19 protein-coding genes are annotated in these 23,281 nt (G+C 63.9%); 9 read left to right on the top strand and 10 right to left on the bottom strand.

The window, feature by feature from the left end; translation table 11 throughout:
- Positions 1-39: 39 nt before the first annotated feature.
- Complete coding sequence (locus AC6CIG_RS02250) at positions 40-951, bottom strand: DMT family transporter (RefSeq protein WP_026168730.1); 912 nt, start codon at positions 949-951, stop codon at positions 40-42.
- A gap of 305 nt (positions 952-1,256) precedes the next feature.
- Positions 1,257-2,717: a glycogen synthase GlgA gene (gene glgA / locus AC6CIG_RS02245; protein ID WP_498322149.1), complete on the bottom strand. Its 1,461-nt coding sequence runs from the start codon at positions 2,715-2,717 to the stop codon at positions 1,257-1,259.
- A 322-nt stretch (positions 2,718-3,039) separates the two neighbouring features.
- Here glgA and AC6CIG_RS02240 point away from each other — a divergent pair, with 322 nt between their 5' ends.
- Positions 3,040-3,501 carry a YbhB/YbcL family Raf kinase inhibitor-like protein gene (locus AC6CIG_RS02240; protein ID WP_498322148.1) on the top strand — a complete coding sequence of 154 codons (462 nt, stop codon included), beginning with the start codon at positions 3,040-3,042 and terminating at the stop codon, positions 3,499-3,501.
- A gap of 51 nt (positions 3,502-3,552) precedes the next feature.
- On the opposite strand, the gene AC6CIG_RS02235 is transcribed toward AC6CIG_RS02240, so the two are convergent.
- Positions 3,553-5,148 carry a winged helix-turn-helix domain-containing tetratricopeptide repeat protein gene (locus AC6CIG_RS02235; protein WP_102761619.1) on the bottom strand — a complete coding sequence of 532 codons (1,596 nt, stop codon included), beginning with the start codon at positions 5,146-5,148 and terminating at the stop codon, positions 3,553-3,555.
- A 255-nt stretch (positions 5,149-5,403) separates the two neighbouring features.
- Here AC6CIG_RS02235 and AC6CIG_RS02230 point away from each other — a divergent pair, with 255 nt between their 5' ends.
- From AC6CIG_RS02230 to AC6CIG_RS02205, 6 genes are all read left to right on the top strand, one after another.
- Positions 5,404-6,156, top strand: a complete 753-nt coding sequence (locus AC6CIG_RS02230; protein WP_102763649.1) for an SDR family oxidoreductase — start codon at positions 5,404-5,406, stop codon at positions 6,154-6,156.
- Positions 6,157-6,234: 78 nt separating this feature from the next.
- Complete coding sequence (locus AC6CIG_RS02225) at positions 6,235-6,648, top strand: cupin domain-containing protein (RefSeq protein WP_102761621.1); 414 nt, start codon at positions 6,235-6,237, stop codon at positions 6,646-6,648.
- A gap of 87 nt (positions 6,649-6,735) precedes the next feature.
- Entirely contained in the window at positions 6,736-7,833 is a 1,098-nt protein-coding gene (locus AC6CIG_RS02220; protein ID WP_102763648.1) for an HlyD family secretion protein, read from the top strand.
- Positions 7,830-9,482: an MFS transporter gene (locus tag AC6CIG_RS02215; protein ID WP_498322146.1), complete on the top strand. Its 1,653-nt coding sequence runs from the start codon at positions 7,830-7,832 to the stop codon at positions 9,480-9,482. Before AC6CIG_RS02220 ends, AC6CIG_RS02215 begins: the two co-directional genes overlap by 4 nt.
- 151 nt (positions 9,483-9,633) lie before the next feature.
- Entirely contained in the window at positions 9,634-11,328 is a 1,695-nt protein-coding gene (locus tag AC6CIG_RS02210) for a M20/M25/M40 family metallo-hydrolase (RefSeq protein ID WP_498322144.1), read from the top strand.
- Positions 11,329-11,586: 258 nt separating this feature from the next.
- Positions 11,587-12,393 carry a glucose 1-dehydrogenase gene (locus AC6CIG_RS02205; RefSeq protein ID WP_102763645.1) on the top strand — a complete coding sequence of 269 codons (807 nt, stop codon included), beginning with the start codon at positions 11,587-11,589 and terminating at the stop codon, positions 12,391-12,393.
- Positions 12,394-12,535: 142 nt separating this feature from the next.
- Here AC6CIG_RS02205 and xth read toward each other — a convergent pair whose 3' ends face one another.
- From xth to AC6CIG_RS02175, 6 genes are all read right to left on the bottom strand, one after another.
- Positions 12,536-13,309, bottom strand: a complete 774-nt coding sequence (gene xth / locus AC6CIG_RS02200) for an exodeoxyribonuclease III (protein WP_102763644.1) — start codon at positions 13,307-13,309, stop codon at positions 12,536-12,538.
- Between the two features lie 7 nt (positions 13,310-13,316).
- Positions 13,317-13,958, bottom strand: coding sequence for an alpha/beta hydrolase family protein (locus tag AC6CIG_RS02195; RefSeq protein WP_102763643.1), 642 nt, complete (start codon positions 13,956-13,958; stop codon positions 13,317-13,319).
- Between the two features lies 1 nt (position 13,959).
- Complete coding sequence (locus AC6CIG_RS02190; protein WP_102763642.1) at positions 13,960-15,045, bottom strand: tetratricopeptide repeat protein; 1,086 nt, start codon at positions 15,043-15,045, stop codon at positions 13,960-13,962.
- On the bottom strand, positions 15,045-15,929 hold the full coding sequence (ku, locus tag AC6CIG_RS02185) for a non-homologous end joining protein Ku (protein ID WP_018096241.1): 885 nt from the start codon (positions 15,927-15,929) through the stop codon (positions 15,045-15,047). Before ku ends, AC6CIG_RS02190 begins: the two co-directional genes overlap by 1 nt.
- Before the next feature lie 90 nt (positions 15,930-16,019).
- A complete protein-coding gene (ligD, locus tag AC6CIG_RS02180) occupies positions 16,020-18,476 on the bottom strand; it encodes a DNA ligase D (protein WP_498322142.1) in 2,457 nt (818 codons plus the stop codon).
- A 37-nt stretch (positions 18,477-18,513) separates the two neighbouring features.
- Positions 18,514-19,350: a bifunctional allantoicase/(S)-ureidoglycine aminohydrolase gene (locus tag AC6CIG_RS02175; RefSeq protein ID WP_102761643.1), complete on the bottom strand. Its 837-nt coding sequence runs from the start codon at positions 19,348-19,350 to the stop codon at positions 18,514-18,516.
- 133 nt (positions 19,351-19,483) lie between these two features.
- On the opposite strand from AC6CIG_RS02175, the gene AC6CIG_RS02170 reads away from it, so the two are divergent.
- Positions 19,484-20,377: a LysR family transcriptional regulator gene (locus AC6CIG_RS02170; protein ID WP_102761644.1), complete on the top strand. Its 894-nt coding sequence runs from the start codon at positions 19,484-19,486 to the stop codon at positions 20,375-20,377.
- Between the two features lie 118 nt (positions 20,378-20,495).
- Here AC6CIG_RS02170 and AC6CIG_RS02165 read toward each other — a convergent pair whose 3' ends face one another.
- A complete protein-coding gene (locus AC6CIG_RS02165; protein ID WP_018096245.1) occupies positions 20,496-21,317 on the bottom strand; it encodes an IclR family transcriptional regulator in 822 nt (273 codons plus the stop codon).
- Positions 21,318-21,486: 169 nt separating this feature from the next.
- Here AC6CIG_RS02165 and gcl point away from each other — a divergent pair, with 169 nt between their 5' ends.
- Entirely contained in the window at positions 21,487-23,271 is a 1,785-nt protein-coding gene (gene gcl / locus AC6CIG_RS02160; RefSeq protein WP_102761645.1) for a glyoxylate carboligase, read from the top strand.
- Positions 23,272-23,281 lie beyond the last annotated feature (10 nt).

Here is a 23,281-nt window from a genome sequence, read left to right as displayed (position 1 = left end):
ATTCTTCGCGTTGATGCAGGCGGGAACGGCGACGGGCACTCAGCCTTTCAGCCGCCCCTGCCTTTTCAGCTGCTGTTCGCGGAAGAAAATGAAGAGGCCCGAAGCGACGATGAGGGCGGCGCCGATCACCATCGACAACCGCGGCGTATCGCCGAAGATCAGCCAGCCGAAGAAGATTGCCCAGAAGAGCAGCGTGTACTGCAGCGGGGCGACCGTTGCGGCGTCGGCGAGCTTCAGCGCCCGGTTGACGAGCACATGGGCGATCATTGCGACGGCGCCCAGCAGGCAGATGAGCGCCGTGTCGACCGGTTTGAGAGGTGTCCAGTCGAAGGGTGCCCAGACGAGGCCGGCGACCGCGGCACCGACGATCTGCCAGAAGGCAAGCGTCGTATCCGGAGTGCCGCGCAGGGACCGCCCGGAAATCATCATGAAGGCGAAGGTCATGCTGCCGAGAATCGAGATGACGGCAGGCAGCGTGAAGGCCTGTGACGACGGTTCGAGCGCGACGACGACGCCGACAAAGCCGATGCCGATCGCCGTCCAGCGCCGCCAGCCGACAGGTTCTTTCAGCACCAGCGGCGAAACGGCCGCGACATAGATCGGCGCCGCCAGCCAATAGGTCATGACGTCGGCCAGCGGCAGGTAGACAACGGCGAAATAGAACGCGACCACCTCGGCCGTCGAGGCGACGACGCGGGCAAACTGAAGGCCGGGCCGCTCGAGGGTGAAGAGCTTTCTCGGGCCGCTCACCCACAGAAAGGGCGCCAGCAGAAGGGCAGCGGCGATGCTGCGGATCAGCACCACCTGCCCGACCGAGTAGGTGGCGACGAGCCACTTGCCCATGACGTCGTTCACCGAGAACATCAACATGCCGAGGAGCATGACGACCACGCCGGCGCGGGCGGCGCCGTTTTCACGGGAAAGGTTGCCGGGGACGCTGTCGACGGCCATGGGTGCGAATTCCTTCAGAGCGGGACCGCGTTTTCCGCGGAACATTTGCGGACAGGAGCTCGGGCTTCAGCGAATCCGGCGTTCCGGCCTGCCGCAGCCATTCGCATATTCGGGCGGCGCAATCCATGCCGCACTGCTTATCAATTCATCACCTTTGCGAATGATAGCATTCCGCGAAATTGCGGAAGGCGGGGCACGCACCCGCTATTGCGCTGGCGCATTTCCGCTTTCCTCCGAGTGCTGAGCCCTTTGCTTTCAAAGCTCCGGACGGAAGACCGCTGCGCCGTTTTCCTGGAATTTCCAGGTCAGGCGCTGCCGACCAGACGCATGTCGGGATTGAGGAGTTCGCTGTAAAGCTCCGCATAGCGGGCCGCACTGCGATGCCACGAGCAGTCGGTTTTCATGCCTTGCCGGCGAAGTCCCTCCCAGACGCGTCGCAGCCGGTAGAGCCGGAAGGTGCGGCGCAGTGCGTGGCGTAGCCCGTCCTCGTCGATGGGCGCAAACTGTATGCCCGTCGCGACATGGGCATGGAGCGCGGCATCGTTGGCATCGATGATGGTCTCAGACAGGCCGCCCGTGCGGGCGACGACCGGTACGCAGCCGTAGCGCAGAGCGTAAAGCTGCGTGAGGCCGCAGGGCTCGAACCGGGACGGAACGAGCATCGCATCCGCGCCGGCATGGATCCTGTGGGCAAGCTGCTCGTCATAACCGATGCTTACGCTTATGTTTTGCGGGTACCGTCGCATGAGATCCATGAATGCGGCCTCCAGCTTCTCCTCGCCTTGCCCATGGATGATCAGGGTGCCGCCATTCTTGACGATCTCGCCGGCGGTCGCAGCGAGCATATCCATGCCCTTCTGCCATGTCAGTCGGTTGACGCTGGCGAAGACCGGACCGCAGGTGTCCGGCAGGCCGAAATGCCGGAGCAGCACCTGCCGGTTGGGCAGGCGGCGAAGCGGCACGCGTGCCGAATAGTGATGCTCGATGCAGGGATCCGAGGTTGGATCCCACACTTCCAGGTCTATGCCGTTGACGATGCCCACGACATCCGCATGCCGCTCGTTCATCACGCCTTCGAGCCCCATGCCGAAGGCCGGAGACATGATTTCCCGCGCATAGGTGGGGCTGACGACCGTGATCGCATCGGCTGCCTGCAGGCCGCCCTTGAGGAACCCGATATCGCCGTAATATTCGACGCCGTCGATCGAATAGGCTTCCGCCGGGAGGCCGAGCTCGGGGAAGTAGTGGGCCGGGAATTGCCCCTGGAACGCAAGGTTGTGCACGGTCAGGACGCGAGGAATGATGTCGTCGCCTGCGTATTTCAGATAGACGAGGCTCATCGCCGCGTGCCAGTCATGTGCGTGAATGATATGCGGCCGCCAGTTGGGAACGAGCCCGCGCGCGATTTGCGATGCGACCAGCGAAAAGGCGGCGAAGCGCTTCCAGTTGTCCGCATATTCCCGGCCATGCCTGTCCACGTAGAGAGCGCCTTCCCGGTCATAGAAGGCCGGCGCATCGAGCACGAAGAGATCCAGCCCCTGAGCCCTGGCCGCGATAAGGGTGGCGCGTTCGCCGAACAGGTTTTCGAACGCGGCGACGGGGGTCGCGTTACTGAGCGCGCGCATGACGCCGGGGTAGCCCGGAACGAAGCTGCGCGTGTGGATGCCGTGAGCCCTGAGTGCTTTGGGGAGCGATCCCGCTACATCTGCCAGGCCGCCGGTCTTGACGAGCGGAAAAATTTCGGCCGTGACAGACAGTATCTGCATCGCTCATGTTCCGGGAAACGTGTTGACTGCAACCGGCCCACTCGCCGCCGATGTGCCCTCCATCAACACAATCACGAGCATCAAAGTTCCGGTCGTCCGGCGAAATTTTATCCGCTTTATCGGGCGCCGTCCGCGCGGCCCGGATTTGCGGCGCCTGCCGCCTTCGGGAACACAAGTCGCGTCTCTTGGTTCTCCTATTCGCGCGAGGAGGCGCCAATGGGCAATGCCCCGCGCTCTCGTTTCCGTAGCAGCCGCGCCGTGCGTCCCGCCGGACCTGCAAAGATTGCTGCGGCATTTGCTTGTACATGGAAGGAGGCAACTGATGACCTTCAGTCTGATCAGTCCCGTATTCGCCGACGGCCAGCCGATACCGCAGAAATACACCCGTTTCGGCGAGAACCTGTTTCCCCCGCTGAAATGGACGGGCACGCCCGAGGGAACTGAGAGTTTCGCGTTGATCGTGGAGGATCCGGATGCGGTGAGCGGTTTGTTCCGCCATTGCGGAATTATCAACATTCCCGGCAATTGGACCGAGCTCCCGCAGGCCGTCGATACCGGCCCCGAACGTGGGATCAAGTTCATGAAGAACGATTTCGGTAACGCCCGTTACGACGGGCCGCAGCCGCTTTCCGGAACAGGCGTGCACCGTTACCGATTTAGGCTCGCCGCCCTCGACGCGGCCAATCTTTCGATCCCCGACGACGTGGGCGCGGCGGAAGCCTGGGAGAGGGCCTGCAAACATCTCGTTGGAGAAGCGGAGATCGTCGGCACATACGAAGGCTAGATCTAAGCACTTCCAGAAATGGTGTGTCCATCGGCTTTCCGCCGCATCCGGTCACTCGGGCAACCCGGCCAGCCGCAGTCCGTCCGCGAAGCGCGCGAGATCCTCCGGGCGATGGATCGGCAGCCAGTCCTGGAGGTCGGAAAGGCGCAGCGACGGGTCGAGCCGGCGCAGGCGCTGCATCGCCCGTTGCGCTTCTTCCGTGCGTCCGGCGAGGGCATGGCTCGCCGCCACCAGGGCGACCGCGACCAGCAGGCTGGGCAGGTTCCCCAGCGCCCTTTCCGCCCAGACGAGGGCGGAATCGAAACGGCCGGCGAAGAAATGCGCGAGTGCCGTTCCGGCCTGCATCCGAAACATTTCCTGGTCCAACGGGCTCAGACGGGCTGCGTGCTCGATATGCTCGATCGCACTCTCCGGTTCACCACGGAAAACGCGCAGGAAGCCGCCTAGAAACCAGGCGGGGGCGAAGTTGGGGTTGAGCAGCCGTGCTCTGTCGATGAGCGCGATGCCGCCGTCCAGGTCTCCGACGAGATGTCCGAGCGCGTGCCCGCTTCTCGTCAGCGCTACGGCATCGTCGCGGCCGAGTTCGACCGCCCGCCGCGCCAGGCGCGCTCCCTCGGCTATTTCTTCGCCCCGATCGACCATCCAGCCGTTCAATTTGCGCCAGAAATAACACCAGGCCGCCCCGGCATAGGCGGACGCAAATTCCTGATCGAGCTCGATCGCCCGATAGAACAAGGGCAGTGCGGCCTCGATTGCTTCATGGGTTCCGCTGTGCAGTTTTGCCATTCCGCGTAGATAATAGTCGTGGGCGTCGAGGCTTTCCGTCGGCTTGCGCTTGGCGCGCTCCATCTCCGCCCGTTCGACCTGCGGTGCGATAGCGCCGACGACGCTTTCCGCCATCCGGTCCTGCAGCTCGAAAATATCGTCCAGGGTGCCCTCGAAGCGCTCCGCCCAGAGGTGCGTCCCGGTCGTCGCGTCGATGAGCTGCCCGGTTATGCGCACCCTGTTTCCGGATTTGCGCACGCTGCCTTCCAGCACGTAGCGCACGCCAAGCTCCCTGCCGACGTCCTTCACCTCCACCGCCCGGCCTTTGTACCTAAAGCTCGAATTGCGCGCGATGACGAACAGCCAGCGGATGCGCGAAAGGGCGGTGATGATGTCCTCCACGATGCCATCGGCGAAATATTCCTGCTCCGGATCGCCGCTGAGATTCTGAAAGGGCAGGACGGTGATGGAGGGTTTGTCCGGAAGGACGAGCGCGGAGGGCGTTTCTCCCGATCCGCCGGAGGCCTCTAAGGCGACGCCTGCACCGACGGGCTGTCGGACTTCTGCGATCCCGCCGACCCTGATGTCGCCGACGAAGCGGAAGCCCTTGCGGGCGACCGTCCGGATCAGGCGCTGCTCCCCGCCGGTGTCGCCCACGGCTTTGCGAACCGCATTGATGTGGCTGGTGATCGTCGATTCCGAGACGATGCGGCCGCCCCACACCGCCTGGAGCAACTCGTCCTTGCTCACGACGCGGTCGCGGGTGCCGACGAGATGCAGCAGGAGGTCGAAGACCTGCGGTCCGACGGACACGACCTCTCCGCGCCGGGTGAGTTCCCGGCGCTCCTGGTCGAGCACGTAGTCTCCAAACATGAATTGCACTTCGGCATCCCCTGGCCGATTGCCTTCGGTTCGCTATCCGGACAACCGGCGAATAATATCTGATAGCACGCCATCGCGTAACTGGCTGCTCCGCCGGCAGCAAGGCATGCCGGTCGAGCAACCGTTCTTTGGACGAAAATTCAAGCTTCCTCGAAGGGCAATTCAAGCCCGCCACAGGGACTTCCCTGACGCGCGCAGGCACTCTTTCTTCAGACCGACGGCAATGGTTGCAGTCGAGAGAAGCGGAGACTAGCGATGAAGATCGTCGTTATCGGAGGCACCGGCCTCATCGGATCGAAATTTGTGAAGAACCTTCGCGAGCGCGGCCACGATGTGCTCGCCGCCTCCCCCAACACGGGCGTGAACACCATCACCCGCGAGGGCCTCGCGGGGGCCCTGGACGGTGCGGATGTCGTCGTCGATGTGGCGAATGCACCGGTGTGGGAGGACAAGGCCGTCCTCGAATTCTTCGAGACGTCGAGCCGCAACCTGCTGGCTGCGGAAGCTGCCGCCGGCGTCCGCCACCACATCGCCCTGTCGATCGTCGGCAGCGAACGTCTTCCCGACAACGGATATTTCCGTGCGAAGGTCGCGCAGGAAAACCTCATCAAGGCTTCCGGCATTCCCTACACCATCCTGCGTGCCACGCAGTTCTTCGAGTTCGTCGGCGGCATTGCCCAGTCGGCCGCCGTCGGCGACGAGATACGCCTGTCGCCGGCGCTGATCCAGCCGATCGCCTCCGACGACGTGGTGGCAGCGCTCGCCGAGGTTGCGGTCGCACCGCCGGTCAACGGCACGCTCGAAGTCGCCGGGCCTGAGGCGATACCGCTCGATGAACTGGTCAGGCGCTTCCTGAGCCAGACCGAGGACCCGCGCAAGGTCCTGCCCGATGTCCACGCGCGCTACTTCGGCGCCGTGCTTGACGATCAATCGCTGACCCCCGGCAAGAACCCGCGCCTCGGCGCGATCCGCTTCGAGGATTGGCTCGGCCGCCAGGCCGCGGGCTGAGGCTCCCGCGAACAGTCGAAAAGCCGACGCGGCACCAGGCCGCGCCGACACCACAAGCGCTCTCAAAGGAGAACTGAAATGTTCACGCGATTTCTCTCGGCCGTTGCTCTTGCAGCGCTCTCGTTCACTGCAGCCTCGGCAGGCGACCGGCCTGCCGGCAAGGTGACCGTCGTATTCGATCACGCCCTTCCGAACGTGCCCGGCAAAAGCATGCGGGGCGTCCTTGTCGAATACGGACCGGGCGGCGGGTCGCCCGCCCACACGCATCCGAAGTCCGCCTTCATCTATGCGACGGTGCTCGAAGGCGCGATCCGCAGCAGCGTCAACGGCTCCCCGGAAAAGGTCTATCAGGTCGGCGAAAACTTCTACGAAGATCCAGGCTCGCGACATCAAGTCAGTGCGAATGCCAGCGATACCGAGCCTGCACGGCTGCTGGCGGTGTTCGTTCTCGACACCGAGGAAACGGAGCTGACGACACCCCTCAAGGAGTGAACGGGAAGAGCGCTCATCAACGCTGCAGCTCTGGCGCAGACCCCTGCGGCAGCGCTGCAGCAACCGGCACCAACAGGAATTGAGAAGATGGAACCGCTTGAGGACAAGGTCGCGATCATCGCCGGCGCGAGGTCCGGGAACGGTGTCGCCGTGCCCCGACCCGACAGGAAAAAGATGATCGGCTTGGCGCTGTGCCTCGGGGCGGCCGTCGTCGTGGTTGCCGGATGGGCCTGGGCCCGCGAGAGCGGAGCGGCGTCGACAGACAACGCCTATGTCCGGGGGGATGTTACCGCGCTTGCCCCAAAGGTCGCGGGCTACGTCACGGCGGTCGAAGTCGAGGACAACCAGGCGGTCCGGGCGGGTGAGGTGCTCTTCCGGATCGACGATCGGGACTACCGCGCAAAGCTCGCGCAAGCGGTGGCCAATGTCGAAGCGGCCAAGGCGCGGCTGGCCAACGTCGATGCGGAGATGGCGCTTCAGCATTCCCTGATCCGCCAGGCCGAAGCGCAGCGACGCTCGGTCGTGGCCGAGTTGAACCTGGCGACCAAGGCCTCCGACCGCCGCCGCGAGCTTATCCGCAGCAACACTATCAGCCAGGCACATGTCGATGAAAGCGACGCGGCGAAATCGAGCGCCGAGGCGAACCTGTTGGCGGCTTCCGCAACGGTGGAGGCTCAGCAGCAGCGGATCGCCGTCCTTGCCGCACAACGTGAAGCCGCGGTTGCTGCGGTGGCGCAGGCGGAGGCCGCGCGCGACCTCGCCGGGATCGATCTCGAAAGCACCGTGGTGCGCGCGCCCGTCGGCGGCGTCATCGGCAACCGGCAGGTCCGCGTCGGCCGGCTCGTTGCGCCGGGCGCTTCGCTGCTCGATATCGTTCCGCTCGACAATGTATGGATCGTCGCGAATTTCAAGGAAACCCAGCTCGAAAATATCCGGCCCGGTCAGCGTGCCAGCATCACCATCGATGGTTACCCGAGCGGAACGCTTGAAGGCGTGGTCGACAGTTTTGCGCCCGGCAGCGGCTCTGCCTTCAGCCTGCTGCCCGCAGACAACGCCACGGGCAACTTCGTCCGCGTCGTCCAACGCGTTCCGGTGAAGATCCGGTTTGCCGGCAATCCGTTGTCGGGCCGCCTCGTGCCGGGCCTGTCGGCGCGCGTCGAGATCGATCTGGAGAGCGGTTCATGACCATCGCCACCGCCACGACGGGCCGCGGCACATCCATGGCAGGGGGCCTTCTCGTCGCCGGCATAGTCCTTGCGACGCTGACCGAGGCGATCGCCAGCACCGTGCTCTCGCTCGGGCGCGGCGATATCATCGGCGACACATATGCGACGCCCGACGAGTTCGCCTGGTTGGATGTCGGCTACACGGCTTTCAAGCTTATCGGGTTCATGGCCGCCTCGTGGCTGATGAACCGCTTCGATCCGCGCAGTCTTATCGTCGGCTCGACCCTGGCAATGGGCATGGCGTGCGGCATCGCCGCCATGACGGCCCGGCTGGACCTTCTCGTCGCCCTGCGAATGATTCAGGGCTTTTCCGGCGGCACCCTGCTCGTTGGCGGCCAGGCGATCATCTTTCTCGCTTTTCCGCGGTCCCGCCAGCCGGTCCTCCAGGCCCTGTTCGCGATGGGGTCCGTCGTCGCTCCCGCGACGATCGCCCCGGCGCTCCAGGGCTGGCTGCTCGATAGCCAGTCCTGGACATGGATCTTCTTCAGCATCGTTCCGCTGGCGCTGGCGGCTGCCGGGCTTCTGCTGATCGCGCAAGCCCCGATGCCCGCACGAGGCGGGCGGCGGCCGTTCGACTGGATCGGCTTCTGCCTGATTTCCATTGCGCTCTTCTGCTTCACCTACGTGTTCAGCCAGGGCAGCCGGTGGGACTGGTTGGAAGAGCCCCGGATCCTGTGGCTGGCCGTGATCGGTACAGCCACGCTTCTGGCCTTTCTCGGTCAGCAGGTGCTCGCCGAGGGACAGGGCCTGTTGGACTTTACCCTGTTCGAAACGGAGGATTTCTGCTTCGCCTTCATCGTCAGTTTCGTCGCCGGCGCCGCATTGTTCGGGAGCGCGTTCCTGATCCCGTCCTTTGCCGTGGCCGTCCTTGCCTTCACGCCGACAGACGCCGGGCAGCTCCTGTTGCCGAGCGGTGCGCTCTTCATCGGTGCGCTCCTCATCGCCGCCTTTCTCATGCAGCTCCGCCGTGTTCCTCCTGTCGCCACCGTGCCCTTCGGCATCCTGATGATCATGGCGGCGATGTGGATGCTGTCCGGGTCGACCAGCGAAAGCGGCGCGGGCGACATGATGGCTGCCCTCCTTTTGCGCGGTGCCGGCCTTGGCTTCCTTTTCCTGTCCATCACCCTGATCGCTTTCAGCAATCTCAACAGCCGCAATCTCGCCTCCGGCATCGGCCTCTTCAATACGGGCCGCCAGCTCGGCGGCCTCGCAGGGGTCGGCGCACTCCAGACGCTGATCGAGCACAACGTCTCCCACAACCTCGCAGTCCTCGGCGCCAGCGTCACCGCAGGAGCCCCCAGGGTCGCCGAGCGGCTGACGACCACCGCTGGCATGCTGACGGCAAAAGGAATGGACGCGGCTGCCGCAAGCCGCGGGGCGGCGAGCCTCCTCGGCCGGGCTGTGGCAAGTCAGTCCACCGTAATCGCCTTCGACACCGCCTTCAACGCGATCGCCCTCCTCTTCGTCATCGCCGCCCCCGTGCTGGTCGGCATCAAGATCGGCCTCTCGCGCTATGCGAAAGCGCGTGCTGAAAAAGGCCGCGCCGGTGTGGCGGCCAAACCATCGGGTCACCGGACCTTTCCGACCAAGCGCGTCCCAGCATCATAAAGGTCTCGCTTTTCGAGACACCGTCAGTTACCCGTACCGTCGAGATTAGCTCGTTCAGTTCCAACGCAATCATGTCCCCCGCACCGTTGGTGAAGACCGAATGCGTGGGCTCTTTCGAAGGTACCTGTCGAACTGAAGACGGAGAATTGCGATGACGAGTGCACAAGAAAAGACTGCCTCTCGGGCTGGAAGTCGGATCGACAGCAAGCGCGTCCGGCAATTCGCTCTGCGCATGACGTCCTGGCCGAGCGAAACCGGCACGCCGGGTGAAGCATCCTTCGCGGATCGCCTCCATGGTCTTCTTGGCGAACTCCCCTATTTTCGGGAGCATCCGCAGGACCTGCGCCTCGTCGCAAGTCACGGCGAACCGCTGACCCGCAATGTCGTTGCGCTCGTTCGCGGCACGGGTAAGCGAACGCTGGTCATGGCCGGCCATTTCGACACGGTTTCGACCGACAACTATCACGAGCTCAAGGGCCTCGCATGCGACAGCCTGGCACTCAAGGATGCACTCATCGAAAGCCTGTCGGCGCGCACCGACCGATCCGAACAGGAAGAGCGGGCCTTGGCGGATCTGGCGAGTGGCGACTTCCTCCCCGGCCGCGGTCTGCTCGACATGAAGAGCGGACTCGCCGTGGCCATCGCCTGTCTCGAACAATTCGCGGCCGACACGGACCGACAAGGCAATCTCATGCTGGTCGCCACCCCCGACGAGGAACGCGAAAGCCGGGGAATGCGATCGCTCCGGGACGCGTTGCCCGGTCTGGTCACGGATTTCGATATCGAAATCGCCGGCGGCATCAACCTCGACGTGACCTCGGATCAGGGCGACGGCAGCGAAGGACGGGCCGTCTACGCCGGCACGATCGGCAAGCTTCTACCTTTTGCCCTGGTGATCGGCTGCAGCTCTCATGCGAGCTATCCGTTCGAAGGGGTGAGCGCACAGGCCATCGCGGCTGGGATCCTGGCACGCCTGGAAGGGAACGCCTCTCTGGCGGATCGAGACGACAACGACATCTCGCCGCCGCCGATCTGCCTCGAGGCGAAGGATCTGCGCGACGGTTACGAAGTGACGACGCCAGAGCGTTTCTGGATAGCTTTCAACTGGCTCTACCATTCGATGACGGCGGACGCACTCTTTGAGCGCTTCCGAGAGGAAGTGCTGACCGGGGCGAACGAGGCCGTCGAGAAGTTTGCGGCACAGTCGGCGGAATACGGCAAGCTCGTCGGCGGAAGTGCGGGCGCCATACCGGCCAGGCCGCGCCTCCTGTCGTTCAAGGAATTGCGGGCGGCGGCAGCACGCGTCTTCGGAGACGGCTTTGAAGCCCTCTATGCCGAGAAGGAACGAGAATTCTCTCAGAGCGACAATCCGCTCGTCGCTACGCGGCAACTGACGGAGTGGCTCGTCGGACTCGCGCGCCTTTCCGGCCCCGCGATCGTCATCGGCTTCTCCGGCCTGCAGTATCCGCCGAGCCATCTGCGCCTGACCGAAGGGAACGACCGCTCCATTCATCAGGCGATCGAGAAAGCCCGTGCCGGTCTTGGCAACGATCCCGCGCGAAGCCTCGTCTGGAAGCCGCATTTCTACGGAATCTCGGACATGAGTTTCCTCGGGCTTGCCGCAAGCGGCAGCCAGGTCGTTTCGGACAACACCCCGATCGCGCGTCTGGTCGATCGGCCACCCGAGAACGCGCTGCGGTTCCCGACAGTCAATCTCGGGCCTTGGGGACGGGAGTTCCACCAGAAGTTCGAGCGCGTCCATGAACCCTATGCCTTCGGGGTTCTCCCGGATATCGTCTCCGAAATCGCCAGGACCTTCCTCGACGACCACGGTCACCGAGACTGACGCTGCACGCAGATCGGCAGGAAATCGTCAGCCAACCCTCGCGAGGATTCCCGCCGCGCGACAGCAAGCCTTTGGGAATGTTCTGCTTTCTCGCGCGGATCTCCACCGCCTCTGGGGCCGACCCGAGGACTTTGCCGGCCCGCCGGTCAGGAACTGTACCGCCGCCCTGTTTGCTCCTATGTTCCGGGTGGCAGCGGAGCCAAGCTGCGCCATGCCCCCCGTGCCGAGAGTGGCACGCCCGCCCAAGGAGCCCGACACATGATAGATGGTGCCTCAAACGCCGCGCCGCGGATAAACGGCCTTCCCGCGCTTTTCGATCTGAGCGGCCGGATCGCCCTTATTACCGGATCGAGCGGCGGGCTCGGCCTCACCATGGCGCGCGCTCTTTGCGAGGCGGGGGCGTCAGTCATCCTCAACGGTCGCGACGAGGCGCGCCTTGCCGGTGCACGGGCGGAACTCGAAGAGCGCGGCTTCACCGTGGGAGCCTCGGCCTTCGACGTCACCAAGTCGGCCGAGATCGGCCAAGCGGTGGCCGATATTCTCGCCGAGCGAGGCCGTATCGACATTCTGGTCAACAATGCCGGAATACAGCACCGCACGCCGCTTCACGAATTCCCGGAAGACGCCTTCAGGCGCGTCATCGAAACCAATTTGACGAGTGCTTTTCTGGTCGGCCAGGCGGTCGTTCAGGGGATGATCGAACGCCGCGAGGGGACGATAATCAATATCTGTTCGGTGCAGAGCGAACTCGCGCGTCCCTCGATCGCGCCCTATGCTGCGTCTAAAGGCGGGCTGAAAATGCTGACCAAAGGCATGGCGCTCGACTGGGGCCGCTACGGCATCCGCGTCAACGGGCTTGCCCCGGGCTACTTCAAGACGGAACTGAACAGTGCGCTGGTTTCGGACGAGAAGTTCTCGACATGGCTCGAGCAGAGAACGCCGCTTGGCCGCTGGGGCGATACCGGCGAGCTGGCAGGGGCCGCCGTGTTCCTGGCATCGACCGCATCGAGCTTCGTCACCGGTCACATCCTCTACGTCGACGGTGGCATCACCAGCTGCCTTTAAAACGGGCGTTTTTGCATTGCAACCGAAAGAAGGCTGTCCTGCGGCAAGCTGCAGTGCAATCACGGTTCAGAGCATTTCCGGAAAATGTGCCTGGCGTCGGGGAGTTACAGCGCGTCGGTGTTCCATAAAAACATGAGACGCTCTAATCCCGCAGCGACACCCATACCGGCGCGTGGTCGCTCGCTCCTTCGAGCGCACGGATCTCCCGGTCGATGCCGGCGCCGGTCAGGCGGCGCCGGAGCTTGCGGCTCAAAAGAATGTGGTCGAGGCGAAGGCCGGCGTCGCGCTGCCAGCGGTTGCGGCGGTAGTCCCAGAAAGTGAAGAGCTGATCTCTCGGGTGGATCTTGCGCAGCGCGTCGAGCCAGCCCTGGTCGATGAGGCTCCGGAAGGCTGCGCGGCTTTCCGGCTGGACGAGGGCGTTGTCGTCGTAGGAGCGGGTCGGATAGATGTCGCGCGGTTCCGGAACAATGTTGTAGTCGCCGGCGAACACCACCGGCACCCCCGTCTCGAGCAGCGCGGCGGCATGCTGGTTGAAGCGCAAGTGCCAGGCGAGCTTGTAGTCGAATTTCGGCCCGGGCTGCGGATTTCCGTTGGGCGCATAGAGCGACGCGATCAGGATGCCGTTCACCGCCGCCTCGATGTAGCGGCTCTGCGTATCCGAGGGGTCCCCGGGCAATCCGGTTCGCGTGAGCACCGGCTCGCAACCGCGGGCGAGAATGGCAACACCGTTCCAGGCGGCTTGGCCCCGCCAGACGGCGCCGTAGCCGGCTTCCTCGATCGCGGCCATCGGAAACTGTCCGTCCGTTGCCTTGAGCTCCTGCAGGCAGACCACGTCCGGCTCGGCCGCAGCGAGCCAGGTCAAGAGGATGTCGAGCCGCTTGTTCACACCGTTGATGTTGAAGGTCGCGATCTTCATGAGGAGCTCAAGGGGCGAGGCGATCCGCCCATCGCGCGACCGCTTCGGCCAGCGTCTTCAGGTGATCTGCGGTCGAGAAGCCCGAGACCTTCTTGCGCGGCTTCAGGTCGTGGTCGCCGTCCTCCAGCCAGAGAAGTTCGATCCTGTCGGAGAGCGCGTATCGCGAAACCTCGTCGCGGGTGCCGAATTCGTCGCGGGTCCCTTGGCAGATCAGTGCAGGCGTCTTGAGATCGGCGAGATGCCGGGTGCGCAACTGCTCCGGTTTTCCGGGGGGATGGAAGGGATAGCCGAGGCAAAGGAGCCCGGCGATCTTCCCTTCGGCATGAAGGTCGTCGGCGACCATGCTGGCGACGCGACCGCCCATGGACTTGCCGCCGATCACGAGAATGCCCTGGGCGCCGAGTTCGGCAATGGCCGCCCGATACTCCGGATTGAGCGTTTCCGCACGGGGCGGGGGCTTGCGTCCGTCGGCAGTGCGCCGCGCTGCCATATAGCCGAACTCGAAGCGGGCGACGCGAAAACCCACCCCTGCAAGCGCCAGGGCGGCCGCGGTCATCGAGGTCGAATCCATCGGCGCGCCGGCTCCATGCGCGAGGAGGATGGTGACGGGCGCATCGCCCGGCCCGTCGAACAGGAATTTTCCGTGCATGTCAGCCAGCCGTTCTGGAGAGGAGATGAAGGTTCACGAACTGTACGCCGCGTTCTGCGGCGCGTGCCCATTCGGAATGCTGATCGAGCTCGAGGTAACGCGTCCACCAGCGGCGGGCTTCGGTGAGATTGCCGGCATCGAACTCCAGCTTCGCCAGATTGAAGATGGCATCGGCGTAATCGCCATCGATTTCGATCGCTCTCCTCAGATGCCGCCTGGCCGTGTCCGTGCGGCCACGTTCGCCCATCAGGCCGGCCAGGTTGAACCAGGCCTCGACGAAGCAAGGATCGAGCTTGATGGCGCGGACATAGTCCTGGGCCGCTTCGGCCTCCCGCCCCGCGGCCCTGAGGCAGTTGGCGCGGTTGAAGGCTGCAACCTCGTCGGTGCGGTCGATGCCAAGGTAGCGCTGGTAGAACGCGGCCGCGTGGTCGTATTCCCCCGCTTCTTCGGCCGCTTCGGCCTGAGCGAACAGATCTTCGAGAGCCTCCTCGTCGGGAGAGCCGATGTCGAGCAGCAATTGACCGTCGAGCTCGCTCAAGCCTTCGGCGCGTCGCGCATAGATCGCATCCTTGCGTTCATGGTGCAGCGAGAGCGCCGTGAGGGAGGCAACGTTTCCGGAGCGGTGGACCGAGCGCGCGATCGCGCTCCAGCCCGCGCCGCTGGCCATCAGTCCGGCATATTTTCTGGCGAGGATCAGATCGCGGAAAGAATAGGGCTCGCCGTCATGCTCGAAAGCGTCGAACAACGACAGAAGATCGAGGTGGCGCGGGGAGATGCCGGACTGGTCGACGAGAGATTGCCGCGTCAGCGCCGATGTTTCCGGGGCGCTCGCCAGTCCGAGCAGGCGGAGGAAGCCGTTCTCGCTGAGCACACACCGACGCTGGCCGCTTTCGCTGTCGAAGCGGGCCTCGATCTCCGCTTCCGGCGCCTTTGCGAGCAGCCCGCGCCCGAAGACCACGAACTTCGTCTGCCTGTTGACACCGCGCCTGAGGTGTCCGCCCTGGCGCTCGACCTCGCGCGCCGCCAGCCGCCGCGGAAAGGCGGCGAGCGCACCCACGATACCGAATGTCCGACCGGCAACCGCCATCAGGCTTTCTTCTTGGCCGCGGGTTTTGCCGTCACGCGTTTCGCCGCCGCGGCTTTGGCAGCGGGCTCCTTTGCCGCGGGCTCCGCCTTGGGCTTGCTCCTGGCCGGCGGTTTGGCCTGCGAAAGGCTCGCCTTGAGGGCATCCATGAGATTGACGACGTTGCCGCGTTCGGGCGCCTGCGCGATGATCGGCTTGTGACCCTTGAGCTTCTCGCGGATCATCTGCATCAGCGCGACCTCGTAGCGGTCTTCGTACTGCTTCGGATCGAAGGTCGTCGTCTTCTGCTCGATGAGCGCTTCGGCAAGCTGCAGCATCTCGGGATCCGGTTTGCCCACCGGAATGTTGCCGAAATAATCCGCCGTGCCGCGCACCTCGTTGGGATTGCGCAAGGTGCAGACGAACATTCCGGTCTCGCGCGGACCGATGGTCACTACCCTTTCGCGGCTGGACAGCACGAGGCGGGCGATCGCGAGCTTCCCGCTTCGGCGCAGAGCTTCACGCAGGACGACGAAGGTTTCCTCGGCCATGGCCCCGTCCGGCGCCAGATAATAGGGGGCGTCCTGGTAGATCACGTCGACGGAATCGGCATCGACGAAAGCCTCGATGTTCATGGTGTGATTGGATTCGATCCGAACGCTTTCCAGATCCGAGTCTTCGATGATGATGTATTTCTTGTCTTCGTATTCATAGCCCTTCACGAGGTCCGAACGCTCGACGAGGCCGAGCTCCGGATCGACGGGCTTCATGTTGATCCGGTTATGGGTGTCCTTGTGAAGCTGATTGAAGGAAATGCGCTCGCTTGCGCTGGTGGCGGGGTAAAGCCTCACCGGACAGCTCACGAGACTCAGTCTGATATAGCCCTTCCAACTTGCCCTGGGTGCCATGGTTGTCTCCTACGCGGCACTACGATCACATCTGCCAGAGCGGGATGAGGAAAATGCATGCGGTCTCCGCCTGCATCCCGCGCTCAACGACTACAGTATAGACAGATCCCTCGCGAAGTCGTCGATATCGGCCCAGGGATCGCCGGACGTGGCCAGAAGGCCCGGCAGCGAAGAATAGTTCAAATCCGCCGGAGCGTCGATAGTCTCCAGATCCGCCCAGCTGAGCGGGGTCGAAGCGGGGAGATTGGTGCGGGCGCGCAGCGAATAGGGGGCCGCCCAGGTATGGCTGCGGGCGTTGCGATGGAAGTCGATGAAAATGCGCCTTACGCGGTTGTCCTTGCCCATGGTGGTGGTGAAGGTGTCCGGAGCGGTGGCCGCGAGACGGGTCGCGAGCGCGCTCGCCGCCCGATGGAATTTTTTCCAGTCGAGCTTCGGCACGACCGGTACGACGACGTGCACTCCCCTGCCGCCCGATGTCTTTACGAAGGGCACGAGGGTAAGCGCCTCGAGTTCGGCCTTGATGTGGATCGCGGCCTCGACCACCTCGCGCCAGGCGATGCCCTCGCCGGGATCGAGATCGAAGACGATGCGATCCGGCTTGCCGAGCAGCTTGCGTGTCGTGCCCCAGTTGTGGAATTCGACGACGCCGAACTGCGCCAGCGCCAGGTATCCTCTCGCGTCCTCGACCGATAGGTATGTTTTCGCCTCGCCTTCCGAGTTGGTTGCCTGGAACGTCGCGACCGAAGGCGGCATGCCGGTAAAGGGATGCCGCTGGAAGAAGCAATCCTGCGTCCGGCCGGTAGGGCAGCGTACCAGCGAAACGGGACGGCCGAGAATATGCGGCAGCATGAAATCCCCGATCATCGCGTAGTAGACGGCGAGGTCGAGCTTGGTCGGGCCGGACTTGCCGAAGAGCCGACGGGTCGGGTTGGTGATCGATATGCCTGCGAGGTCCGCGTCCGAGATCAGGCGCTTTCTCGACATGGAAACCGGCGTCGACAGCTCGACGTCGCGCAGCCCCTTGAAGACGGCGTGACGCAGGACGTTGTCGGTTGTCCGGTTGCCGTAGTGGACATGCGCCCGGAGCAAGGGCCGCACCCAGATGATCTCCCGGGGCGCTCCTTCGAGCGTTGCGGCGCCGGCCCGCAAGGGCTCGAGCCGCACAAGCAACTCCTTGAGCATCTGCGCGTCGAAGCCGGTTCCGACCTTGCCGCGATATTCCAGCTCGCCGTCGGCCCACTCTCCGAGGGCAAGCGACGCAATGCCCTCGGCCGCCTCCGAAACGGTGTAGCCGACGATCACGAAATCCTCCGCCTTCAGCGCCTTCGTCTTGGTCCAGGTCTTCGACCGGCCGCTTCGGTAGGGGGCGGAGACGCGTTTGGAGACGATCCCTTCCAGGCCCATCTCGGAGGCCCGGTCGTAAAGCGCGCGTCCTTCGCCCACCACATGATCGCTGAACTGGATCGCCGAGCGGCTTGGGATCTGCCCTGCAAGCAATTTCTTCAGCAGTGCCTTGCGCTTTTCGAGCGGGACGTCGAAAAGATTCCAGCCGTTGAGATGCAGGAGGTCGAAGGCGTAGAAGACGAGGCTGTTGCCGGCGCCGGTGGAAAGCGCATCCTGCAACAGCGCGAAGCGGCTGACCCCCGTCTCGTCCAGCACGACGATCTCGCCGTCGATGACGGCATCGCGGCACGGCAGCCGCCGGAACGCCTCCGGCAGGTCTCCGTAGCGCTTCGTCCAGTCGAGCCCGCCGCGAGTGACGAGGCGCACCTTTCCTTCCGCAACGTGGGCCATGGTGCGATAGCCGTCGAACTTGATCTCGTGCAGCCAGAGCTCGGGCTTTTTCGCGTTCTTTTCGGCTTCCGGGGGGAGAATCGTCTGTGTTGCGAGTTGAGGTTCGATGCGTTCGGGTGGTGCGCCCTTGGCCGCACCGGCCAGCGCGCCGGGATTGAGCTTGACCGCCTTTGGAGGTTCCTTCGGCTTCTCCACCAGTTCCTCGATCCGCCGGCCGGATTTGACGCTTTCCGGCCGGGCGGCAAGGATGTCGATCGATGTGTCGGCGGCCGGATCGCGCTCCTTGAAAAGGAGCCAGTTGCGCTGATCCTCTTCTCCCGGGCGAGGCTTCAGACGGGCCAGCATCCATCCGCCGTTAAGCTTCTCCCCTGCCAGGCGGAACTTGAAGGCGCCCTTGCGCAGGTCGTCTTCGACATCGCCCATCGGCGCCCAGACGCCTTTGTCCCAGACGATCATCGGACCGCCGCCATATTCGCCTTCGGGGATCACGCCCTCGAAGTCGATATAGTCGAGGGGATGGTCCTCCGTCTCCACCGCCAGCCGCTTGTCGGCCGGGTTGAGCGACGGACCCTTCGGCACCGCCCAGCTTTTCAGGACGCCGTCGACCTCGAGCCGCAAATCGTAGTGGTCGGCGGTCGCATGGTGCTTGTGCACGACAAATCGGTTGCCGCCGCCGGTCAGATTTCCGACCGGCTCCGGCGTCTTCGAAAAATTCCGCTTCTTGCGGTAGTCCTCCAGCTTCGGCGTCGCCATGCACCCAAGCTATGGCGGATCACGGCAGGCTGCAATATCAGGCGAGCCTGCCCGGATTGCCGAGCGTCATATGGCGGTTCACGTCCTTGTAGAGCAGATAGCGGAATTTGCCCGGTCCGCCGGCATAGCAGGCCTGCGGGCAGAAGGCCCTGAGCCACATATAGTCGCCGGCTTCCACCTCCACCCAGTCGTTGTTGAGGCGGTAGACGGCCTTGCCTTCGAGCACGTAGAGTCCGTGTTCCATCACATGGGTTTCCATGAACGGGATGACGCCGCCGGGCTCGAAGGTCACGATCGTGACATGCATGTCGTGGCGCATGTCGGAAGGATCGACGAAGCGGGTGGTGGCCCAGCGCCCGTCCGTTTCCGGCATGGGCGAGGGGGGGATGTCGCGCTCGTTGGTGACGATCGGTTCGGGAAGGGGAACCCCGTCGACTTCCTCATAGGCCTTGCGGATCCAGTGGAATCGCGCCGGCGCATCGGATTCGTTTCTGAGGCTCCATTCGGTGCCGGGCGGAATGAAGGCATAGCCGCCGGACTGCATCAGATGCGTCTCATCGCCGAGCGTGAGATGGAACTCGCCGTCCACCACGAACAGCACGGCTTCGGCGCGGGGATCCGTCTCCGGCCGGTTGCTGCCGCCGGAAGGGCCGACTTCCATGATATATTGCGAGAAGGTCTCGGCGAAGCCGGAAAGCGGGCGCGACAGCACCCAGAGCCGTGTATTCGTCCAGAAGGGCAGATAGCTCGTCACGATGTCGCGCATGACGCCCTTGGGAATGACCGCATAGGCCTCGGTGAAGATGGCGCGGTCGGAAAGCAGGCTGGTCTGAGGCGGGTGGCCGCCTTCCGGAAAATAGTAGTTCTTCTGCATGTGAATCCCATCGAATGCCAGGTGAAACGGGTTCTTCCGCCTCTCCACCAGAACTTTACAGGCTTGATCCGCGATACGTCCAATATATTGTTCCACTCGATCCAGAGGAATGATGTATAGATAGGACTTCGTGATGGAGCTACGTCACCTGCGCTATTTCGTTGCTGTCGCCGAGGCCGCCAGTTTCACGGCGGCAGCGAGGAGTCTCAACATCTCCCAGCCGCCATTGAGCCAGCAGATCAGAGATCTGGAGGCGGAAGTCGGCACGCGGCTGTTCGAGCGTTCCAGCCGCAATGTCGAACTGACCGAGGCGGGCGCCGACTTTCTCGAACACGCCCGGATGATTCTCGGCCAGGTGGAGCATGCGACCCGCCAGGCGCGCGCCATCGGTTCCGGGCAGGTAGGAGCGCTGAACATTGCGACGACCGGCTCGGTGCTGCTGGGGCCGTTGTCCAACCTGATCGCGCGGTTCCGGGATGCGTGGCCCGGCGTGTTCGTCCGTATCCATGAAATGGACCCCGAGGCGCAGGAGGCGGCCTTGCTGTCCCATCGCACCGACCTCAGTTTCGTGCGCAGGCCTCGAAACCATCCGGATCTCGTCGCGAATGTCGCCTGGCATGAGAAGGTGGGTATCGCCTTGCCTGAGCACCATCGCCTGGCGGATTTCGGGAAAATCGCGCTCGGCGACCTGCGGCAGGAAAGTTTCGTCTTCCTGAGGCTCGCGGACTCCCGCTTTGCCCGCTACCTGCATGATTGCTGCGTGGCGGCGGGATTCGTACCTGATATCACGAACGAGGTCGTGGAATCCTATTCCCTCACCAGCCTCGTTGCCGCGGGGCTCGGCGTCGCACTCGTCCCGGAATGCATAAGGACTCTTTCGCGACCGGGGGTCGTCTACCGGCCGCTCGCCGACCCCGCGCCGGAAGCCGACGTGTACGTCATCAGCCGGCCGAACCCCGGACCCGTCATCGCAGCCTTTCTGGAGGCAGCGCAAGGCTCGCCGGGCAAAAGGACCGATTCCGGGTGAGATAGGTCGAGGCGGAGCCGCTCGCCCTCGCTTCCGCTTCCGCGTTCTGCCTGTGGCATCCGCCGCGGATACGGACTTCGAAGCATGACACACCAGACCAGATGGATGCGGAGCGCCTTCAGCCTTCCTCCGGCCTATGCCCGCCGATCGCGCGCGTCAATTCGTCCGCCGTGCGGCGCACGGCGGGGCCGAGGATGCCGAGTCTCTCGTCGTCGATACGGACGGTGGGGCCGGAGATCGAGATGCCGCCGATCGCCTCGCCGTACTCGTTGAAGAGCGGGGCTGCGATGCAGCGCATGCCGAGCGTGTGCTCTTCGTCATCGACCGACCAGCCGCGGAAGCGGATCTCCTGAACATTGCGTATCAGGTCCTGCAGCGTGGCGAGCGTCCGACCGGTAAAGCAGGGGAGCGTTCTGCCACTCAAAGTCTTGGCGATCTCCGTATCGGACCAAGTCGACAGAATGGCCTTGCCGATGCCGGAAGCGTGGATCGGGCCCCGCCGCCCGGGACGGAAGAAGGCGCGCATCGGCGCGTGGCTTTCGACCTGGGAAATGAAAACGACGTCGCCGTCTTCCTCAATGCCGATATTCGCCGTCTCGCCGCTTTCGTCCATGAGCCGCTTCAGGAAAGGACGGCTGATCGTGCCGAGCTTGCGGAAGCGCAGGAAGGCGTTGCCTATCTCGAAAGCCTTGACGCCGACGGTCCACGTGCCGGCCTCGGCGTCGTTCGCCACCATCCCGTGCTGGGCGAGCGACGTCAGCAGCCGGTGCACGGTCGAAGGCGCCATGCCTGAGCGCTCCGAAAGCGCGGTCAAGGTCGAGCCGTCCCCTTCGGCGATGATCGCCAGCAGGGACAGGCTCCTGTCCAGCACCTGAACGGAAGCCGGGGCGGCGTTCTCTCCCGCCTTGCGCCCTCTCTTTCCCCTGCCGTTCGCCTCCATGCCAGTCTCCAAATCAGTTGCCGCCTGAGATCATGCTCTACAGCCATTGCATCCGATTTTCTCCTATTTGTTGAAAATCTTTATTTCCATATGATGGGAATGATTTCCATAAACTCGTTGAAACGGGGGCGGCATGGATTTACCTTCCAATCAAACAGGAGGAGTTCCCATGGCCAAGATGCGCGCAGTCGACGCAGCGGTTTATGTTCTGGAAAAAGAAGGGATTGATTGCGCCTTCGGCGTACCCGGCGCGGCGATCAATCCATTCTACTCGGCCCTCAGGGCGCGCGGATCGATCCGTCACATCCTCGCTCGCCACGTCGAGGGGGCTTCGCACATGGCGGAGGGCTATACCCGCGCCAAGCACGGCAATATCGGTGTCTGCATAGGCACCTCGGGCCCGGCCGGCACGGACATGATCACCGGCCTCTACTCGGCATCCGCGGATTCGATCCCGATCCTCTGCATCACCGGGCAGGCGCCGCGTGCGCGTCTCGACAAGGAGGATTTCCAGGCGGTCGACATCGCAAAAATCGCGGCGCCGGTCACCAAATGGGCGGTCACCGTCATGGAGCCGGCGCTGGTCCCCTTCGTCTTCCAGAAGGCCTTCCATCTGATGCGCTCGGGTCGGCCGGGGCCGGTCCTCATCGACCTGCCGGTCGACGTACAGCTTGCCGAGATCGAATTCGATCCGGAAACCTACGAGCCGCTTTCCGCCTACAAGCCTTCCGCCACCCGTGCGCAGGCCGAAAAGGCGCTTGCCATGCTCAATGAGGCAGAGCGGCCGCTGATCGTCGCCGGCGGCGGCATCATCAATGCGGACGCTTCGGATCTTCTCACCGAATTCGCCGAGATCACCGGCGTTCCGGTCGTTCCGACACTGATGGGCTGGGGCGTCATCCCGGACGACCATCCGCTGATGGCCGGCATGTGCGGCCTGCAGACCTCGCACCGTTACGGCAATGCGACGCTGCTCGCCTCCGATTTCGTCTTCGGCATCGGCAATCGCTGGGCAAACCGCCACACCGGTAACGTCCCGACCTATACGGAGAGCCGCAAGTTCATCCATGTCGATATCGAGCCGACGCAGATCGGCCGCGTCTTCGCGCCCGATTTCGGCATCGTCTCCGACGCAGGCGCCGCGCTCAAGCTCTTCCTCGACGTCGCGACCGAATGGAAGACTGCCGGCAAGCTGCGCGACTGGTCGGCCTGGGCCGAGGAGTGCCGCGAGCGCAAGCGGACGATGCTGCGCAAGACCCATTTCGATCAGACCCCGCTGAAACCCCAGCGTGTCTACGAGGAGATGAACAAGACTTTCGGCCGCGACACCTGCTACGTCTCGACCATCGGCTTGAGCCAGATTGCCGGCGCGCAATTCCTGCACGTCTACAAGCCGCGCAACTGGATCAATTGCGGCCAGGCCGGTCCGCTCGGTTGGACGTTGCCGGCAGCTCTCGGCGTGCGGGCCGCCGATCCGAACCGGAAAATCGTTGCGCTTTCCGGCGATTACGATTTTCAGTTCCTGATCGAGGAGCTCGCGGTCGGCGCCCAGCACAAGCTGCCTTACCTGCATGTGGTCGTGAACAATTCCTATCTCGGGCTGATCCGTCAGGCCCAACGCGGCTTCAACATGGATTTCGAGGTCAGTCTGGCCTTCGACAACATCAATGCCGACGGTGACGCGGAGAAGGGTTACGGAGTCGACCATGTGGCGGTTGCCGAGGGGCTCGGCTGCAAGGCAATCCGCGTCAGGAGCCCGAATGAATTCGCCGATGCCTTCGATCGGGCGCAGGCGCTGATGGAAGAGCACCAGGTGCCCGTCGTCATAGAATTCATCCTGGAGCGCGTCACCAACATCGCCATGGGGGCGGACATCAACGCGGTCGTCGAGTTCGAGGAACTCGCCGAGCGCGGCGAGGATGCCCCGACCGCGATTGCCGCCCTTCTCGATTGAAGAACGTCCT

The sequence above is a fragment of the Sinorhizobium sp. GQ132 genome, from assembly GCF_059758575.1.
This window is presented reverse-complemented; position numbering and strand designations above follow the sequence as displayed.

Bases quoted from the DNA above. Each gene is read 5' to 3' on its own strand.
- AC6CIG_RS02250 (WP_026168730.1), bottom strand. From the start codon at position 951: ATGGCCGTCGACAGCGTCCCCGGCAACCTTTCCCGTGAAAACGGCGCC.
- glgA (WP_498322149.1), bottom strand. From the start codon at position 2,717: ATGCAGATACTGTCTGTCACGGCCGAAATTTTTCCGCTCGTCAAGACC.
- AC6CIG_RS02240 (WP_498322148.1), top strand. From the start codon at position 3,040: ATGACCTTCAGTCTGATCAGTCCCGTATTCGCCGACGGCCAGCCGATA.
- AC6CIG_RS02230 (WP_102763649.1), top strand. From the start codon at position 5,404: ATGAAGATCGTCGTTATCGGAGGCACCGGCCTCATCGGATCGAAATTT.
- AC6CIG_RS02225 (WP_102761621.1), top strand. From the start codon at position 6,235: ATGTTCACGCGATTTCTCTCGGCCGTTGCTCTTGCAGCGCTCTCGTTC.
- AC6CIG_RS02220 (WP_102763648.1), top strand. From the start codon at position 6,736: ATGGAACCGCTTGAGGACAAGGTCGCGATCATCGCCGGCGCGAGGTCC.
- AC6CIG_RS02215 (WP_498322146.1), top strand. From the start codon at position 7,830: ATGACCATCGCCACCGCCACGACGGGCCGCGGCACATCCATGGCAGGG.
- AC6CIG_RS02210 (WP_498322144.1), top strand. From the start codon at position 9,634: ATGACGAGTGCACAAGAAAAGACTGCCTCTCGGGCTGGAAGTCGGATC.
- AC6CIG_RS02205 (WP_102763645.1), top strand. From the start codon at position 11,587: ATGATAGATGGTGCCTCAAACGCCGCGCCGCGGATAAACGGCCTTCCC.
- xth (WP_102763644.1), bottom strand. From the start codon at position 13,309: ATGAAGATCGCGACCTTCAACATCAACGGTGTGAACAAGCGGCTCGAC.
- AC6CIG_RS02195 (WP_102763643.1), bottom strand. From the start codon at position 13,958: ATGCACGGAAAATTCCTGTTCGACGGGCCGGGCGATGCGCCCGTCACC.
- AC6CIG_RS02190 (WP_102763642.1), bottom strand. From the start codon at position 15,045: ATGGCGGTTGCCGGTCGGACATTCGGTATCGTGGGTGCGCTCGCCGCC.
- ku (WP_018096241.1), bottom strand. From the start codon at position 15,929: ATGGCACCCAGGGCAAGTTGGAAGGGCTATATCAGACTGAGTCTCGTG.
- ligD (WP_498322142.1), bottom strand. From the start codon at position 18,476: ATGGCGACGCCGAAGCTGGAGGACTACCGCAAGAAGCGGAATTTTTCG.
- AC6CIG_RS02175 (WP_102761643.1), bottom strand. From the start codon at position 19,350: ATGCAGAAGAACTACTATTTTCCGGAAGGCGGCCACCCGCCTCAGACC.
- AC6CIG_RS02170 (WP_102761644.1), top strand. From the start codon at position 19,484: ATGGAGCTACGTCACCTGCGCTATTTCGTTGCTGTCGCCGAGGCCGCC.
- AC6CIG_RS02165 (WP_018096245.1), bottom strand. From the start codon at position 21,317: ATGGAGGCGAACGGCAGGGGAAAGAGAGGGCGCAAGGCGGGAGAGAAC.
- gcl (WP_102761645.1), top strand. From the start codon at position 21,487: ATGGCCAAGATGCGCGCAGTCGACGCAGCGGTTTATGTTCTGGAAAAA.